This is a genomic window from Methanobrevibacter sp. (assembly GCF_045611865.1).
Classification (GTDB): Archaea; Methanobacteriota; Methanobacteria; order Methanobacteriales; family Methanobacteriaceae; genus Methanocatella.
In genome coordinates this window covers 91,658-109,299 of sequence record NZ_JAZKXX010000060.1, presented here as the reverse complement: position 1 = coordinate 109,299, position 17,642 = coordinate 91,658, and the positions used below count along the sequence as shown (strand labels likewise).

The window sequence follows — 17,642 nt, the reverse complement described above, 5'->3', positions numbered from 1 at the left end:
AACTTAATATTTACTCTTTAAAATATAAATAGTTTCAGAAATTAAAATAATAACAATGAAAGAGGAAGACATTGAAAGGCCACAAGCGATGAAAATCCGCCAAGGCATCCAAGATGCAATGACATATTCCTTACCTGACAAGAAGTTTAAAGAAGAAAATATCGATTTAGTTGAAGTTGATATTGAATTAGACAATTTGGGATGGAATTTTAACAATTACAGGATTTTAAATTTAACTGATATTCACTTGGGCCAATGGATAAATCCAGAATATTTGGATGAACTTGTTGATTATGTGAACACATTAAACGTCGATATAATCACATTAACTGGAGATTATTTCTCATATGTGATTGATGAGTATTTAGACTCCCTTAAAAATTCATTTAAAAAATTAAAAGCTCCAGACGGAAAGTTTGGGGTTTTAGGAAATCATGACCATTGGATGAGCGCTTCTAAAATCAGAGAAATATTTAAAGCCACAGACATTGTTGATTTAAGTAATGATGTTTATACTTTCGAAAAGGATGGAGAGTTCTTAAATTTGGCAGGTGTTGACAGCTGTACAGTTTGTGCTGATAATCTAGATGAAGTATTGATAAAATTAAGAGAAAATACACCAAGTATTCTTCTTGCCCATGAACCTGATTTTGCAAAAGAATCCTCACAGACAAACAAGATTGATTTGCAGATTTCAGGTCATTCCCATGGCGGTCAGCTCATCATACCTAAAGTTGAAACAACACCTTTCAGAGGACCAAATTCAACAAAATATCCTGTTGGACTTTACAAAGTTGGAAACATGGTTCAATACACAAGCAAAGGTCTTGGAACAAACTCATTTAGAATAAGAATCAACTGTAAACCTGAAATTACAATAATCACGCTAAAAACAAAAAATAAGCAGATAATTCCGATAGAATGAATAAAAATAAAATAATTTCATCCTTAAAAACAATATTGACAACTGCATTGATTATTTTAGCAAATATTGTTGCAGTTGCCTTTGTGGATTATATTAGTGCTGATTTTAACTATACTAACTGGTACGATCCAATCATTATTGTAATTGCTATTACAATTGCAAATTCCATACTTTGGCCTATTTTCAGACGTTTTTTGATGAAATTTATCCTATTAACATTTGGTATCGGTGCAATATTTATTAACTCTTTGATATTTTATATTGCAACTTATCCCATTCCAGGAGTTTATGTTGGATTTTACGGCTTCTGGCAGGTTCCAATTGTTATGGCAATAATTACAACATTTATGACTAACATCACCAACACAAATTACTACGACAGATACATTAAAAGCATATTGAAATATGCTCTTAAAAGAAAAACCTACCATAACAAACAGTACCCTGGAGTAATAATGCTTGAAATCGATGGATTGTCAATCAATACCCTAAAAATGGCACTGAAAAAGGACATGATGCCAACCATTAAAAAATGGTTAAGCAACAATACACATACCCTAAAATCCTGGGAAACAGATTTGTCCTCACAAACAGGGTCCAGCCAAGCAGGGATTCTGCACGGAAACAATGAAAATATTGTAGCATACAGATGGGTTGAAAAAGACAACAACAATAAGATTATGGTTTCAGGCAAATTAAGCCATGCCCCAGAAATTGAAAAAAGAATAAGTAACGGTAATGGGTTGCTTGTGGATGGGATAAGCATTGGAAATATGTTTTCAGGAGACAGTCCCATCTCCGCACTAACATCCTCAAAATTTGGATCAAAACATAGGATATACAACAAAACCCTACATTCGGTGTTTTTAGAATCCTATAACTTTCAAAGAATCATTGTCTTATTCTTATGGGACATCCTTCTTGAGTTGAAATCACAAATAATGCATAAACTAAAAAATATACAGCCTCGCCTCAGAAGATCAATTGTCTATGCTGCAATAAGGGCTGGAGCTAATGTAGCTTTAAGAGAGGCAACAACTGAGGTTTTGACAAGTGAAATTTTTGCTAGTGATATTGACACAGCATATGCGACATTTATGGGTTATGATGAGGTAGCCCACCACTCAGGAGTTCATGATGAAGACGTTTGGGGAGTATTAAAACAAATTGATGTCCAGATTCAAAGATTGGAATCAGCAATAGATATGAATGAGAGGGATTATAAACTAGTTATCCTATCAGACCATGGCCAAAGTAGTGGAGCAACATTCAAACAAAGATATGGAATAACATTGGCAGAATACGTCAGAAGATTGCTTCCCGATGATCTGATGATATATAAAAACGAATATAACATTGACCACTTTAGAGATGCAGTATTGCCTGAAAATAAACAATTGGAAATTATAAAAAGAAGATTTGGAAATATCCGTGACGTATTATTCGATGAACATGAACCCCATCAAAACATGAAGGATGAAATTGACAACATCAAACCTGCGATAATTTTTGAAAACGACAGATATATTAATTTAAGAGATAGGTATTCAAACAGCCTGGATTACATTAAAGGACATGAGAGTGTTGAACAAAGTACCAAAAAGGTTAAAGATTCTGAATTGATAGTTTTAGGCTCTGGAAATATGGGATTGATATATCTAACTCAATGGAAACAACGTTTGAGTTATGAAGAAATTGTTATGCTCTTTCCGGATTTGATTCCAGGCCTTGTAAAGCATTCTGGAATTGGTTTTGTTTTAGTTAATTCCATAACCGACGGAGGTATGGTAATAGGCCAAGAAGGCATTTATTATCTTGACAACGATAAGATTGTTGGACAAAACCCACTTAAGGACTTTGGTAAAAATGCCGCAAGACACCTAAAAAGAGAAAATTCATTTAAAAATATGCCTGATATCCTGGTCAACAGTTTTTATGATTCTGAAAATGACGAAGTTTGTGCGTTTGAAGAGCTGATTGGAAGTCATGGCGGTCTTGGTGGAGACCAATCAAAACCATTTATTTTATATCCTCGTGAATGGGACAATCCTGGTGATTTGATTGGTGCTGAATCCATTTATAAATTCTTAAAAAAAGAAATAGAAAATATAAAATCTTGAAAAAAATTAATATGTTAAAAAAATAAAAAGAATTACTGATTAAAATGAGTGGAAAAATTTATATTATCGGAATTGGACCTGGTTCAAGTGAGTATCTAACTAAAAAAGCTGTTGATACTGTTAAAATGAGCGATTATACCGTTGGAAGTACACGTGCAATTGATTTGTTTGATGATGTTCAAAATACAATTGCATTTAACGTTAAAGAGCTATTGGATACCCTCGAGGAAGGTGTTGAATTAGCTGTCAATGGTAATACCGTTTCAATATTGTCAACAGGAGACCCTGGTTTTTCCGGTGTTTTAAATACTGTTTTAAGAATCTCTGATGAAAAGAGTTTCCCAAAAGAAAACATTGAAGTGATTCCAGGAATCAGTTCTCTTCAGCTTGCTGCTGCAAGAAACTATATCCAATGGGACAATGCCAATGTAATGACCTTCCACGGTAGAGAAAACATAGAAGACATTTTGCCTGTCATTAATAACGGAAAAGTAACTATTGCACTTCCTTCAAGAAAAGTAAAAGACATGGCGCAGTTTTTACTTGATAATGGGGTTGAAGAAGACAGGAAAGTTGTAGTCTGTGAACGCCTCAGTTATCCAGATGAAAAAATTGTTGAGGCTACATTAAAAGATATTGCCCACAGTGAATTTACTTATATGTGCATTATGGTCATATATTAGAAATATTTACCTTTAAAATTCATTTTAAAAACCATTTACCATTTAATTTTAAAATTAAAGCTTATATAAACTAGATATCATACTTTAATTGTTGATTTTAACGAATTAACAAAAAAAGGTAGATATCATGAATAAAAAAATAAACACGTTATGTTTTATTTTCTTGTTTTTCTTTTTGATTTGTGCTGTTTCGGCAGCAAACGACGAAAATGAAACACTAAAAAGCATTGATTCGACACAAGATTTTTCTAAATTAGGTGTTGAAAAAGTAAGTGAAACACTTGAGGTAAAAGAAGTTGAAAAAATAACTGATTCATCTGTTAAAAAAGAAAATGTGATTTTAAAAGCTCCGGATATAAAAATGCATTATAAAGATGGAAGCAAATTTACGGTAACACTGAAAGACAAAAATAAAAAGGCTATCCCAAAGGCTAAACTAAAAATCACAATTAATGGGAAAAGCTATACTAAAACAACAGATAGTAAAGGAAAATGCTTTATTGATTTAAATTTGAATAGTGGAACTTATACTGTCCTAACAACATTTCAAGGAACAAATAAATACAACTCCCAATCTCTAAAAAGCACAGTTACAATAAAAAGCACAATAAAAGCAAGTGATTTTTCAAAATACTATAAAAATTCTGCTTCATATTATGCGACATTTTATAACCAAAAGGGAAAATTACTAAAAAATGCATCTGTTAAATTTAAATTAAATTCAAAAACATATTCCATTAAAACTAATTCCAAAGGTGTGGCAAAATTATCCATTAATCTAAACCCTGGAAAATATAGTATTAAAACAATAAACCCAAATACCACTGAAAGCGTTAGTAAAACAGTAACAATAAAGTCATTGATTGTGAGCTCTGATTTGACATTAACCCCCGGAGAAACTGGCAAATTTAATGTGAAAATTTTAAACATATATGGTAAAGCATCACCCAATAAAAAAGTTAAAATTACTGTTAATGGAAAGTCTTACAATAAAACGACCAATAAAAGTGGTATTGCATGTTTAGACCTTACGTTAAACCCCGGAAAATACAGTATAACAACTGAATACAATGGACTTAAAGCTACCAACAAAATTACAGTTACTAACGCGATAAAAAAGACAGAATTTTCACATGTAACCTTAATTCCAAATTATGTTAATATTACAATACCCTATGTATTTAAAAATGCATATTATTCATTAAAAGAGGGAGTTAATGGAATAATAAAGATGCCTAAGACAGAAGTTTTATCAGTTCAAGTTGGATTAGATGATTATTATTTTTCCACTTCACAAACAACTGACAAAGATACCATAGAAATAGGATACAAAACGTATTTTATCCCATTTAATGGAAGTGGAATTATAAGCAATTTCAATAAAGACCAGCTGAAGGGAGATGGAATTTTAATAAGTAAAATTATAAACTATACTCAAATCGAATGCAGAATTACCACCAGCAACAATACCGAATTATTCGGATTTTACGCCGACAAGGGTAGTGGAAATAGTGAAACATTAACTTACATGAAAAATGACCAAATAATAGCCAAGATCAGTATTCAAACAACAGAATTTGATGAAACAGGATTAAAATATAGCTTATCAAAACATTATTATACATCAACGGCCAAAAACTATGAAGAACTAACAAGAAATGAAACAGATAAAATTAGATTTTCAAATACAAACACCCCTGTTACATTTAGCTATTTTAAAAATTATATAATGGGTTACATACCTAAAGAAGAAATAATCACCAGGTTTGTAGTTAACGGACAGGAAGAACTTGAAAAAATAGAAACTATCACTTACGGCTTTGGTGAGAAATACAGACAAAGCTTAGGCTTTGAAGTGCTTCAGAGTTTCGCCATAATTAATGAAAAAGTAACAAAAGATATCGTTGAATACTGGCTTTCACAAAATCCAAAATATTTAGACAGATTTGGTGTAATGAATATTTATGGAATGTTTTTAGCATCGCTTGAAACATCTTGGATTGCAGATGAAATAGCAGATAACTATTCAAAAGAATTTAATGTAGACTGGTATCGAGGCCATACCTTGACAATATTGGGTGGAATAAACCTAGAAGATACATATTTAAATATTTTAAATTCGGATATGGGGATGAATGTGACTGGAAATAAAGAAAATGAAATATTATTTAGATTTATAAATTCTTTACAATTGCCAAACCTTGAAGATTACTCTTTATCTGAGGTATCTTGGAGATTTATGGATAACACTACCAATTCACTTGATAATGTATTATCTGCAATTTCAAATAACAATTTCAGTATTGCTCAGTTGGGAGAAATGATTTATATTTTCACAGAAGATGGGGCAAACTCTGCAATTGTCTATAATACTACAAGCGGAATAGCAAATGTAATTCTAAGCCATGACAATTCAACATATAAAGGGTCAGCAATTTCAACAAGTTGTGACTGTTGTAGTGTTGGAATAATACCTAAAGACATGATTAAAGGTATAAGAAACACATTAAATAGAGTTGATAATGATATTGACCATATACTGACAAATTTACAGCCTTATAGTTATTTACTTTATTTAATAGGCAAGGAACTTTTAAAACCACTGGTGACAGGTGTTTCTGCAGTAAGTTTAGATGTTTTTTCAACAATGATTCTACTACAAGCAATAGGAACAAGCTATAGAACAAATATTGCAAATGAAAAAGAATGGTATAGTCTAATGGACACTGTTACCTTTACAAGACCCGGTTATCTTCAAAATAAAAAAGTTTATAATATTCCCAACAAAAATGGAGGTTATGATTACGTTGAAATAAAAATCAATAGCGATTTAACATTAGATAGAACAAATGCAATATATATTAGTGATGGAAAAACCAAAAAATTAACTAAGGAAGAAACTTACAAATATTTTACTGATGACAATTGGACCCCAATCAGCATGCCAACAAAATATTGGGATAACAGTTGGAAGGTGATTGCAAAATGAGAATAATCAAAAACTTTAAAAAGCAATCATTATTTATTAAAATATTAGATGTTTTAAGTCTAATATGTGTTATCTATGAAATAATTATATTCGCAATAACGGGCACTTTAAATTATTCAATAATGCCTGGAATAATAGTGATTATTTCAATTAGCACAATCTTTAGGAAAAAAGACTAAAAAGTTAAAATTTTAACTTTTTTATTTTTTTAAACCTAAAAAATTAGAACAAAGATTATAGACTAATGGTGAATTTTTTATGAACAAAAAAGAATTAATATTTCTTACAATTGCAATAATAATATTACTTGCCTGTATCAGCACAATTCCGCAATATTTTTTTGCATTTATATTTTTACTGGTTTTGGCCATATTATTTATCATAATGACACTTTTTGATGGATTTAAAAGCAGATTTGAGAATCATACATTGTCTTTAATCTCATATGTAATTGGAATAATTCTTTTTGTGGTGTATTTTGTTAATTCAATTAATTTTGATTTTAGCATCAAAGGTTCATCATTTGAAAGCAGCCTAATCTTACTCTTATTTTTCATAGTGATGTGCATTGGATGGCTTTTAGAAAAAAATAGAAATTAAAAGTTAAAATAATATATTTTAACTTATTACTTATAGTTGAATAGCTTCCTGAACAACTTCATCGTTGTCTTCACCATCATACAAGATATGAGCCAAGTTCAACAATTTTTCCTGACCTTTAACTTCATCTTTAAACAATGGAACTTCAGCTATGTGTTGGTCTGGGAACTTTTGGTCAATCAAAGCTAAACGTTTTTGTTGTAATTTGTGTCTTGAATGACAGAAATCGCAGTCACAGATATCAGGCATCACTTGGTTAACAATAACGCTGTCTACTGTGATATCATATTTACCTAAAGCTTCTAAAGCTCTTTCAGACTCATAAATTGACATCTCTTCAGGAATAACAACCATTTTGAATGTTGTTCTATCAGGATCGGATAAAACTTCTTTTGCCTTATCAATTTGTTCTTTTGTTCTTTTTAAATCTTCAGAAGTTTGAGGATCATCAACGGCATCCATAAAAGGCATGATTTTCTTTAAAGCATTTGTTGCAGTACCTAATTTTGCCTTAAGCATCATCATTTTACCTACCCATGAGTCCATGACTTCAGGGAAAGACAACAACCTTAAAGTGTGACCTGTTGGTGCTGTATCAAATACAACGACATCGTATTCATCTGAGTTCATTACTGCCATGAACATTTCAAAAGCTGCTGCTTCATCAGCACCTGGAGAAGAGGATGCCATATCTAACTGATCTGATAAAAAGTCCATGCCCAATAAACCTCCATCATCAGGATTTGCTGTTTTTTGAGCTTCCAATTGTGCTTGTTTTTGAGCCATCGCTTCATCAGGGTCAATTTCAACAGCAAACAAATTGGTTTTAATTTCACGAGGATAGCTGCCGATTGGTACTTCAAGTGAATCTGCTAGGGAATGAGCAGGATCAGTTGATACAATTAATGTTTTTTTACCTTGTTCAGCAAGCCATAATGCAGTAGCAGATGAAATAGAAGTTTTTCCAACTCCTCCTTTTCCACCTACGAAAATGAATGTTGTTTTATCTTTATTAAATCTGAAATAATCTTTAAATGCCAATTAAAATTCCTCCTTAAATAAACTTACTTTTAGTAACTAAATGTTATTTTAATTATTCATAGTATATAAAGTTAGTTATTAACAATTAATTGAATTAAATATCTCATCAAAATCCACCTTAAATATAGTATATATTATAAATTAAAAAGTACATATTAACTATATAATGAATGATTAGGTTGGTGAGAATATTAGTGAAATTCCAGAATTAAACTTAGAAAAAACAAAAGATGATATTGTCAAATTCATTCAATCAAAAGTGGCTGAAGCTAACAGTGATGGAATTGTTGTTGGTTTAAGCGGTGGAATTGACTCAACTTTGGTTGCATACCTTGCTTGTGAAGCGTTAGGCAAAGACAAGGTGTTTGGAATTATCATGCCATCCACTACAACACCAACAGATGATAAACTTCATGGAATCAAGATAGCTCAAGGTCTTGGAATTGAATACAAGGAAATAGCTATTGACAGTATTTTAAATGAATTTTTATCTATGACACAACTAGAAGACAACATTCAAGCGATTGGAAACCTTAAAGCTAGAATCAGAATGTCAATCATTTATTATTATGCAAATGAAAGAAATTACCTTGTTTGCGGAACTGGTAATAAAAGCGAAATCCTAATCGGTTACTTTACAAAACATGGAGATGGAGCATGTGATCTCGAACCGATTGGAGACCTATACAAAACTGACGTTTATAAATTAAGTAAATTCCTAGATGTTCCCCAAGAAATCATTGACAAACCACCTCGTGCAGGATTATGGAACAACCAAACCGATGAAGATGAAATTGGAATGTCTTATGACTTAATTGATCAAATTCTTTATCAATACAAAGAAAATGATAAAGAAGCTAAAAAAATCGCAGATACTCTAGAAATATCTGTTGATGACGTTGATATGATTATTAATAAAATTATTAGGAACAAACACAAAAGTAAAGTTCCTGAAATCCCTCAAAAAACAATATTATAATGGTGATTTAGTGAGCGAAAATATAGAAAAGAAATGGCAGAAAAAATGGGCTGATTCAAAGTTATTTGAATCCAATCCCGATGAAAGAGAAAAATTATTCCTTACCGTTGCTTTTCCATACCCTAGTGGAGCTATGCATATAGGTCACGGACGTACTTACACTGTACCAGACGTTTATGCTAGATTTAAAAGAATGGAAGGATACAATGTATTATTCCCAATGGCATGGCACGTAACCGGTGCACCGGTTATTGGAATAGCCGACAGGATTAAAAGAAAAGATCCATGGACACTTGATTTGTACGAAAGAGTTCACGGAGTTCCAAAAGAAACATTGCCAAAATTAGAAGACCCAGAATTCATTGTAAAATACTTCTCAACCGAATATCACGAAGTAATGGAAGAAATGGGTTATTCAATTGACTGGAGAAGGGAATTCAGAACAATTGACCCAACTTACAAAAAATTCATAGAATGGCAAATTACCACATTGCATGACAAAGGATTGGTTGCAAAAGGAGAACACCCTGTAAAATACTGTCCAAACTGTGACAACCCTGTTGGAGACCACGATTTACTTGAAGGTGAAGGTGTTGGGGTAAATGAACTTACCCTCTTAAAATTCAAGATTGACGATAAGGTTCTTGTAACTGCAACCTTAAGACCTGAAACCATCGTTGGAGCAACAAACATTTGGTTAAATCCTGATGTGGAATATGTTTTAGTTAATGCTGAAGGTGAAAACTGGGTAATTACAAAAGAAGCTCACTACAATTTACAACACCAAATAAAAGATTTAGAAATTATATCTGAAATTGACCCTAATGATTTAATTGGTAAAATGGCAACTAACCCATTTACCGGCGATGAATTACCAATTTTCCCAGCCAGCTTTGTAAGTGCATCATACGGAAGCGGTGTCGTATTTTCAGAACCTGCTGATGCACCGGCAGACTATATTGCACTTCAAGACTTAAAAAACAATGCTGAATTAATAGCTAAATACAACCTAGAAGGCATTGTTGAAAATGTTCATCCGATTCCAGTATGTACTCTTAAAGGCTATGGAGAAATTCCAGCTGCAGATATTATTGAAAGACTTGGAATTACCGACCAAAATGATGAAAAGTTACATGAAGCTACAAATGAATTATATAAAGCCCAACACAGTAAAGGTACTATAATCGAATCAATTCCTGGTTTTGGTAGAATGAAAGTTCGTTTTGCTCGTGAACAGTTAAAAGAACAACTAATAAACGACAATATGGCAAAAATAATGTATGATTTTGCTGAAAGACCAGTTGTTTGTAGATGTGGAAATAACTGTGTCGTTAAAATCATGGATAATCAATGGTTCATGAAGTATGGTAATGAAGAGTGGACCGAAAAAACTTTAAACGTTCTTGAAGGTGAAACAATCATTCCAAAAGAACTTAAAAGTAATTTTGAATATTATATTAACTGGTTAGATGATTGGGCTTGTTCTAGAAAAGTAGGGCTTGGAACAAGACTTCCTTGGGACGACCAATGGTTGATTGAGCCATTGACCGACTCCACAATTTACATGTCCTATTATACGATAGCCAAATACTTAAAAGACATGAATCCTGATGATTTAACACCTGCATTCTTTGATAAAGTTCTTTTAGATAAGGATTCTGGAGATATCACTGTTCCTGCTGATAAAGTCCAAGAGATTCATGATGAATTCAACTACTGGTATCCTCTTGACTGGAGACTGTCTGCTAAGGATTTAGTAGGTAATCACTTAAGTTTTTTAATGTTTACCCACAGTGCAATCTATCCTGAAGATAAATGGCCTAGAGGAACTGTAGTGTTTGGAATGGGGCTTTTAGAAGGAAACAAAATGTCCTCATCCAAAGGTAACGTAATTTTACTTAAAGACGCTATTCGTGATTACACTGCAGATGTTGTAAGACTCTTCTTAATGGCATCAGCTGAACCATGGCAAGACTTCGATTGGAGAGAAAAAGAAGTGCTCGGTACAAAAAGAAGACTTGAATGGTTCAAGGAATTTGCAGCTAAAATTGAAGAAATGAAAGGTTCAGAATTGGACTTAAGTAATATTGAGGAAGTTGAATTGACCCGTACCATCGATTTATGGATGATTAGTCAACTCAACCAACACATCAAAAAGTCAACTGAAGCACTAGAAGTCTTCCAAACAAGACAGGCATTACAGGAATCATTGTTCTTACTTAAAAAAGACGTGGATCACTACTTGTACAGAGTTAAACATTTAGTTGACTCACAGGATCCTGCAATCATTTATGTTTTATCAACAGTCCTCGAAGCTTGGATTAGACTTCTTGCACCATTTACACCACACACTTCAGAGGAATTATGGTCAACATATGGCGGAAAAGGATTTGTAAGTGAAGCTTCATGGCCAGAGTATGATGAAAGCCTTGTAAGTGTGGAAATTGAAAAATCAGAAGAATTGGTTGAAAATATCATCAAAGATATTGCACACATCAAACAGATGGTTGGAGACGAAGTTTCCAAAATCCACATTTACCTTGCTCCTGACTGGAAATGGGACTTATACAAAATAGCTGATGAAGTTGGAAAACCTGACATTGGTCAAATTATGGGAAGAGCTATCGGAGCCAACATCTATGATGATAAAAAAGAAATAGCGATGGTGGCTAAAAAAATCGGTAAAGAAATTACTAAAACAAGATACATCGGTAAAATTAACGAAGAAGAAATCTTAACTGATGCTTTAGACTACATCCAAGAGGAATGCGGAAATGAAGTAATTGTTCACACCGATGACTCTTACGACCCACAAAACAAGGCTAAAAATGCTATGCCTTATAAACCTGCAATATTCATGGAATAATTAATTTTATTCCACTTATTTTTTATTAGAGTGACATGTCATTTATTGCCAAAATAGCTGAAAAAATTTTAAGGTTTACAAAACCAGAATACATGGATTCTCAGAATTCAGTGGATGATTTTTTAGCTAGTAAAGATAAAGCATCCAATAAACCTATCAAAAGCATTTTTAAAATCATTGACTTTAAGGGAATGCAAGTTTTCACATTCGGAAATAAAAATTGTGAAAATATAATAGTATACGTACATGGTGGAGCCTACGTGAATGAAATAAATTACCAACACCATTTATATTGTATGAAGCTATCAAGAAAATTAAATTCATATGTACTTGCACCCGTTTACGGACTCGCTCCTAAGCATAAATCACAAGAAACTTTTGATGCCCTTAGGGAATTATACGAAGACCTGCTCAAAACCAATAAAAACATCACATTGATGGGTGACTCTGCAGGTGGAGGGTTTGTCCTGTCATTTGCACAATACCTAAAAACAATCGATTTGCCACAACCCCAACACATTATAGTTTTCTCACCATGGGTAGACATTTCCATGGGAAATCCTCCTTATGACAGTGAAAACGATCCAATTTTGGGTGAAATTGGCTTAATAGAAATCGGAAAGTCCTGGGCAGGCAATATAGATACAAAAGACTATCGAGTAAGTCCTCTTTATGGAGACAAATCCAATTTAGCCAAAACACTGATTTTTGCCGGGACCAACGAGATATTCTACAAAGACATTGAAAAGTATGTTGAAAACAGCACCAATACACGATTAGTCACCGGCGAAGGTTTGTTCCACATTTACCCATTATTCCCCATACCTGAGGCAAAAAAAGCATTTAAAGAAATAAAAAAAGAGATAATTGATTAATTATCTCATATACAATATATATTTTCCAAATCTAGGAATCCTATAAATAATTACAGTTGCAGCATAACTGAATATTATTAATAAAACCCAAAGAATTATGGCTTTGACAGGTTCTGTGTACGGTAATTGAACAATGATTGGAAGTAAAGGTAATCTAAACAAGTTATGTACTAAAAACACAGCAAATGAATACTTAGATAAAAATGTAACTATAGGATATGCCCTAACTTTACCCATCCTAGAACACAACTCAAACAATGCAAATGAACCGGTTAAAATGAATGGGAATTCATACCATAATTGGAAGTCATATCCTTTTGTATATGCATAGTATTGGAAAAATAAGCAAATCATAAATGATATGAGTGCTATCAATCCCAATTTTATACTATCATAATGTTTAAATTGTCCTTTTTTAACCAAATACCCTAAAATAATATAAATTCCATAAACTCCACCACTAAACCCAAGACAATATTGGATGTTAACATTTTGGATACCATTCATGTCCAATACAAGAGTGATGAACGGTAGTAGGAACGCTAAAAGTGAAAATACAATTGTTGCTTGCCAGATAGTATTGCTGTCAAACCTTTCAAGAGCTGATGAAACAAAAGGCATTGAAAGATACATTCCAATAATCATTGGCATATACCACATGTGACTAAAGAACAAGCTTCCAGCCTCAGAATAATTCACCTGACCACTTCCAACAGTGATAAACTGCAAACTAACCGCATAGATTGCTGCCCAAATAACAGTAACGATTATCAAACCTTTACAGTTTTTGTTCCAGAACTTACGCACACGTTCATCATCATAAGGTCTACCGAGCAACAGATAACCTGTAATCATTAAAAAGAATGGAACACCAATACGTCCAATAAAAAGAGATGCAAAATTAAATACTCTTGAAAAAACTGTGTAGTTTAATATTGAATCGGATGAGATAATATAAATCCCATCGGTAGCGTGAATGTATAAAACAGTTAAAATAGCTATTGCACGTACCAAATCAATCCATTCGACCCTAGTTTTACCCATTGACCTTTCTCCATTTTTTAAACTATCTATCAAAAAATTTCCAAATTAATTCTATATATAAATATAAAATTCTAAAAGTATATAAAAATTGGCCATTTCCTTAAAAATTAAATATCTAATTAAACAAACCATAAGTTAATGAATTATATAATGGTGGATAAATATGGCAAATAAATATTTAGCAGCGATTTTATCTTTTTTTATTCCGGGTTTAGGTCAAGCTTATGCTGGAAACATTAAAAAAGGTATTGTTTATTTCCTTGTTGCATTTGTTGCTTTGGGAATTATTGGAGGAGTTTTTGTTGATAATGTTTTAAATTCCTTTTATTATATTATTGATATTCTTATCAGCATTTATGCATCTTACGATGCTTATCTAATGGTAAAAAAGCAGAAAAGATTATAATTTACGTGCAAACACCATATAACCGCTATGACCTACCATACGTGTTTTTGGCCTTACTCCTTGAGGTCTTACTTCAAGACCCCTTTCTAAAATCTCAATGATTTCAATATCATAAAATCCTAGTTTTTTAGCTATGCGATATGATATTTCAGCTTGATCAATGTAAGGTGCATAGACTGTTAACCATCCACCAACATTTAAAGATTCCCAAACATCTTCAAATATCTCAAATGGCTTTGGTAAGTCTAAAAAGACCAAATCGATATTATCTTCATCAATTCCGTCTTTAATATTCTTATTTTTTACATGAATATTTTCAATTCCGAATTTCTCAATGTTTTTTTGAGCAACTTCGGCAAAATCTTCACGGATTTCGTATGTGAACACTTCACCTTCAGGACCGACAACATTTCCAAAATTAAGTGCAATTGCTCCGGCACCAGTTCCAGCATCTACTACCCGAGAACCTGCTCCCAAACCAGTATGTGCCAATACTTGTCCAATATCCTTTTGAATAAGGATTGAACAACGTCTATCCATGATATCAATGAAATCATTGATGTTAGGTTTCATGATTTTAAATGTGTGGTCAAGATGACTTTTAACTTCATCACCGAAACCGGCATTGTCTAGAACATCTGCTTTAACAATTCCTAAATCGCTTTGAAAGTCTTCGCCCGGCTTTAAAACATATTTTTTTCCACGCTCATCTAAAATCATCTTCATATTTACACCTAATTTTCAAGTTCCGCCAATCTTTTTACTCTTTTCAATGAATCTGGGTGAGTGGATAACAATTCCATAAGCCCAGTTTTTTTAGAGATTTTAACATCTGAATTTGCAAGTCTTCTTAACTCCTCATCAGAGATTCTTCCATCACCATCAAAGTCTATTTGTTGGAAATCATGAATGTCATGTTTTGCATTGTTAATATCATTAACGAAAAATGCACGATTAGTATTTAAATTATCGATTGTTTCTTTATTGCATCTTGCAGCACCATAAGACAACTTGTATAATGCAGACACCAATGCTGCCGGACGGTTTCCAAACTCAACACTAGCCGCATCAGCATAGTATTCTCTTGTTCTTGAAATAAACAATACCAATAATTGTCCAATCAAGTAAAATAGATATCCTAAAAGTCCAATGATGATTCCTCCACCATTTCTGCTATCCCCAGAAAATATGAATGACAAGGCAATATAATAACAAATCATTGGAATTACGCTTACAGCAGCTGTTACAATCATATCATTATGCTTAATGTGGCCCATCTCATGGCCCAACACTGCCCTTAGTTCATCACGGTCAAGCAATCCCAAAATAGGACGGGTGATTGCAATGTGACCGCTTCTGCTTGATCTTCCATAAGCAAATGCATTTGGAATGTTGATTTCTGATAGACCCAATTCTGGTTTTTTAATGCCTGCTTCATCGGCTAATTCCTGAACCATTTGGTGAATATGAGGTGCTTCTGCTTCGGATAATGGCCTTACATTCATTGAACGTTTAACAAGGCTTGGTCCAAACCAATATTGTAAAAATACGATTATTAAACTCATGCCCATGTATAATGTCCAACTACTTATTCCCAAATACATTCCAACAAGCATGATAAGGAAATAAACAATTGTAAACATTAAAATTGATGTTAGAATCATTCTTAATCTAAGTTTCCATGCGCCCTTCATTTTATCACTATCCTATCCTTTCCTCACTGATTGGTCCATTTTCTGACCAGTATGCTTCATATATACCAGGTTCATATTGTCCCCCAGAAGTTGAAATAACTGACCTGTAGATTGGACTTCCAAATTCATCATATTCTCCAGTTTCATAATCCTTTTGCCAATCATCATATTTTTTGACTTGTGAATCCTGTGATTTTAATGTGGCATTGACAACAGAATCCTCATTATCAGTAGTATTATTTATAACACTATTAGAATCATCATTTTGATTATTTCCAATCAAAGCAAATCCTATTCCAGAAATGAGTATTAAAATAATAATAATTAATAATCCTATGATTATTTTATTACTTTCCAAATGGGGTCACCTCAATTATATATAAATTAGATTTCATACATTAAAAAAGTTACAAAAAATAATTTTAACTAAAAACTACATAAATGTTACTATAAAAAAATGGTGATTAAATGAGCGGACCATGGGTAGAAAAATACAGACCACAGACACTAGAAGACATCGTTGGACAAAAACAAATTGTAACAAGACTGGAAAAATATGTAAACGAAGAAAGTATGCCTAATTTAATGTTTACAGGTCCGGCAGGTGTTGGAAAAACAACCACAGCTTTAGCATTGGTAAAATCTATTTTAGGTGAATACTGGAGACAAAACTTTTTAGAGTTAAATGCATCTGATGCAAGAGGAATTGAAACCGTAAGAAACAATATTAAAAACTTCTGTAGGTTGAAACCTGTTGGCGCCCCATTTAGAATAATCTTTCTAGATGAAGTAGACAATATGACAAAAGATGCCCAACACGCACTTAGACGTGAAATGGAAATGTATACTAAAACCGCCTCATTTATATTATCCTGTAATTATTCTTCAAAAATTATCGACCCAATTCAGTCAAGATGTGCTATATTTAGATTCACCCCTATTAAAGGAGAAGAAATCAAACAAAGATTGGAATTCATCTGCCAAAGCGAAGGATTCGAAGCAGATGACAAAGGTCTTGAAACAATTGTCTACTTTGCTGAAGGAGACATGAGAAAAGCTGTAAATGTTCTACAAGCAGCAGCTTCTGAAGGAGAGGCAATAACTGAAAACGCAGTTTATGAAGTTGTCTCAAAAGCAAAACCACAAGACATTGGAAATATGATTACTAAAGCATTAAGCGGAGACTTTATGGGTGCCCGTAACATTTTAAGGGAAACCATGGTTCTACAAGGAACCAGTGGTGAGGATATGGTCACTCAAATCTATCAAGATGTTTCCAAACGTGTTATTGAGGGCAAGATGGATGCTAGCATTTACATGGACTTGATTGAAGCAATAGCTGAATGCGATTTTAGAATAAGAGAAGGTGCCAATCCAAGAATACAGCTTGAAGCACTTTTAACCCAATTCTTATAAAGGT

At 32.8% G+C, this 17,642-nt stretch carries 16 protein-coding genes; 11 read left to right on the top strand and 5 right to left on the bottom strand.

All coding sequences use genetic code 11. The features are described 5' to 3' along the window. Positions 1–55: 55 nt before the first annotated feature. The 6 genes from ACKI32_RS06190 to ACKI32_RS06165 all read left to right on the top strand — a co-directional run bounded on the left by ACKI32_RS06190 (position 56) and on the right by ACKI32_RS06165 (position 7,317). Complete coding sequence (locus tag ACKI32_RS06190) at positions 56–925, top strand: metallophosphoesterase (RefSeq protein WP_407414577.1); 870 nt, start codon at positions 56–58, stop codon at positions 923–925. After that, positions 922–3,045, top strand: coding sequence for an alkaline phosphatase family protein (locus ACKI32_RS06185; protein ID WP_407414575.1), 2,124 nt, complete (start codon positions 922–924; stop codon positions 3,043–3,045). Before ACKI32_RS06190 ends, ACKI32_RS06185 begins: the two co-directional genes overlap by 4 nt. 44 nt (positions 3,046–3,089) lie before the next feature. Beyond that, complete coding sequence (locus tag ACKI32_RS06180) at positions 3,090–3,728, top strand: cobalt-precorrin-7 (C(5))-methyltransferase (protein ID WP_407414573.1); 639 nt, start codon at positions 3,090–3,092, stop codon at positions 3,726–3,728. A 175-nt stretch (positions 3,729–3,903) separates the two neighbouring features. Then, entirely contained in the window at positions 3,904–6,717 is a 2,814-nt protein-coding gene (locus ACKI32_RS06175) for a hypothetical protein (protein WP_407414571.1), read from the top strand. Further along, a complete protein-coding gene (locus ACKI32_RS06170; RefSeq protein ID WP_407414569.1) occupies positions 6,714–6,896 on the top strand; it encodes a hypothetical protein in 183 nt (60 codons plus the stop codon). Before ACKI32_RS06175 ends, ACKI32_RS06170 begins: the two co-directional genes overlap by 4 nt. A gap of 79 nt (positions 6,897–6,975) precedes the next feature. After that, positions 6,976–7,317 carry a hypothetical protein gene (locus ACKI32_RS06165; RefSeq protein WP_407414567.1) on the top strand — a complete coding sequence of 114 codons (342 nt, stop codon included), beginning with the start codon at positions 6,976–6,978 and terminating at the stop codon, positions 7,315–7,317. 30 nt (positions 7,318–7,347) lie between these two features. On the opposite strand, the gene ACKI32_RS06160 is transcribed toward ACKI32_RS06165, so the two are convergent. Then, the gene (locus ACKI32_RS06160; RefSeq protein ID WP_407414565.1) at positions 7,348–8,358 is read right to left on the bottom strand and encodes an ArsA family ATPase; all 1,011 of its coding nucleotides are present in this window, start codon (positions 8,356–8,358) and stop codon (positions 7,348–7,350) included. A 190-nt stretch (positions 8,359–8,548) separates the two neighbouring features. On the opposite strand from ACKI32_RS06160, the gene ACKI32_RS06155 reads away from it, so the two are divergent. Genes ACKI32_RS06155 through ACKI32_RS06145 form a run of 3 tightly spaced genes read left to right on the top strand, consistent with a single transcriptional unit; the run spans position 8,549 to position 13,078 of the window. Continuing rightward, on the top strand, positions 8,549–9,337 hold the full coding sequence (locus tag ACKI32_RS06155; RefSeq protein WP_407414818.1) for an NAD+ synthase: 789 nt from the start codon (positions 8,549–8,551) through the stop codon (positions 9,335–9,337). A gap of 10 nt (positions 9,338–9,347) precedes the next feature. Further along, a complete protein-coding gene (leuS, locus tag ACKI32_RS06150) occupies positions 9,348–12,203 on the top strand; it encodes a leucine--tRNA ligase (RefSeq protein WP_407414563.1) in 2,856 nt (951 codons plus the stop codon). Between the two features lie 35 nt (positions 12,204–12,238). Continuing rightward, positions 12,239–13,078, top strand: a complete 840-nt coding sequence (locus tag ACKI32_RS06145; protein ID WP_407414561.1) for an alpha/beta hydrolase fold domain-containing protein — start codon at positions 12,239–12,241, stop codon at positions 13,076–13,078. On the opposite strand, the gene ACKI32_RS06140 is transcribed toward ACKI32_RS06145, so the two are convergent. Next, complete coding sequence (locus ACKI32_RS06140; RefSeq protein WP_407414559.1) at positions 13,079–14,122, bottom strand: acyltransferase; 1,044 nt, start codon at positions 14,120–14,122, stop codon at positions 13,079–13,081. A 163-nt stretch (positions 14,123–14,285) separates the two neighbouring features. On the opposite strand from ACKI32_RS06140, the gene ACKI32_RS06135 reads away from it, so the two are divergent. Then, positions 14,286–14,528, top strand: a complete 243-nt coding sequence (locus ACKI32_RS06135) for a hypothetical protein (RefSeq protein WP_407414557.1) — start codon at positions 14,286–14,288, stop codon at positions 14,526–14,528. On the opposite strand, the gene ACKI32_RS06130 is transcribed toward ACKI32_RS06135, so the two are convergent. Genes ACKI32_RS06130 through ACKI32_RS06120 form a run of 3 tightly spaced genes read right to left on the bottom strand, consistent with a single transcriptional unit; the run spans position 14,523 to position 16,580 of the window. After that, entirely contained in the window at positions 14,523–15,254 is a 732-nt protein-coding gene (locus ACKI32_RS06130) for a tRNA (adenine-N1)-methyltransferase (protein ID WP_407414555.1), read from the bottom strand. The two genes, ACKI32_RS06135 and ACKI32_RS06130, sit on opposite strands and share 6 nt — an antisense overlap. A gap of 8 nt (positions 15,255–15,262) precedes the next feature. Then, positions 15,263–16,222, bottom strand: coding sequence for a zinc metalloprotease HtpX (locus tag ACKI32_RS06125; protein WP_407414553.1), 960 nt, complete (start codon positions 16,220–16,222; stop codon positions 15,263–15,265). A gap of 7 nt (positions 16,223–16,229) precedes the next feature. Then, entirely contained in the window at positions 16,230–16,580 is a 351-nt protein-coding gene (locus tag ACKI32_RS06120) for a hypothetical protein (RefSeq protein ID WP_407414551.1), read from the bottom strand. A gap of 110 nt (positions 16,581–16,690) precedes the next feature. Here ACKI32_RS06120 and ACKI32_RS06115 point away from each other — a divergent pair, with 110 nt between their 5' ends. Further along, positions 16,691–17,638 carry a replication factor C small subunit gene (locus ACKI32_RS06115; protein WP_407414549.1) on the top strand — a complete coding sequence of 316 codons (948 nt, stop codon included), beginning with the start codon at positions 16,691–16,693 and terminating at the stop codon, positions 17,636–17,638. Positions 17,639–17,642: the final 4 nt, after the last annotated feature.

Coding starts and splice junctions, on each gene's coding strand:
- ACKI32_RS06190 (WP_407414577.1), top strand. CDS start 56: ATGAAAGAGGAAGACATTGAAAGGCCACAAGCGATGAAAATCCGCCAA.
- ACKI32_RS06185 (WP_407414575.1), top strand. CDS start 922: ATGAATAAAAATAAAATAATTTCATCCTTAAAAACAATATTGACAACT.
- ACKI32_RS06180 (WP_407414573.1), top strand. CDS start 3,090: ATGAGTGGAAAAATTTATATTATCGGAATTGGACCTGGTTCAAGTGAG.
- ACKI32_RS06170 (WP_407414569.1), top strand. CDS start 6,714: ATGAGAATAATCAAAAACTTTAAAAAGCAATCATTATTTATTAAAATA.
- ACKI32_RS06165 (WP_407414567.1), top strand. CDS start 6,976: ATGAACAAAAAAGAATTAATATTTCTTACAATTGCAATAATAATATTA.
- ACKI32_RS06145 (WP_407414561.1), top strand. CDS start 12,239: ATGTCATTTATTGCCAAAATAGCTGAAAAAATTTTAAGGTTTACAAAA.
- ACKI32_RS06140 (WP_407414559.1), bottom strand. CDS start 14,122: ATGGGTAAAACTAGGGTCGAATGGATTGATTTGGTACGTGCAATAGCT.
- ACKI32_RS06135 (WP_407414557.1), top strand. CDS start 14,286: ATGGCAAATAAATATTTAGCAGCGATTTTATCTTTTTTTATTCCGGGT.
- ACKI32_RS06130 (WP_407414555.1), bottom strand. CDS start 15,254: ATGAAGATGATTTTAGATGAGCGTGGAAAAAAATATGTTTTAAAGCCG.
- ACKI32_RS06125 (WP_407414553.1), bottom strand. CDS start 16,222: ATGAAGGGCGCATGGAAACTTAGATTAAGAATGATTCTAACATCAATT.
- ACKI32_RS06115 (WP_407414549.1), top strand. CDS start 16,691: ATGAGCGGACCATGGGTAGAAAAATACAGACCACAGACACTAGAAGAC.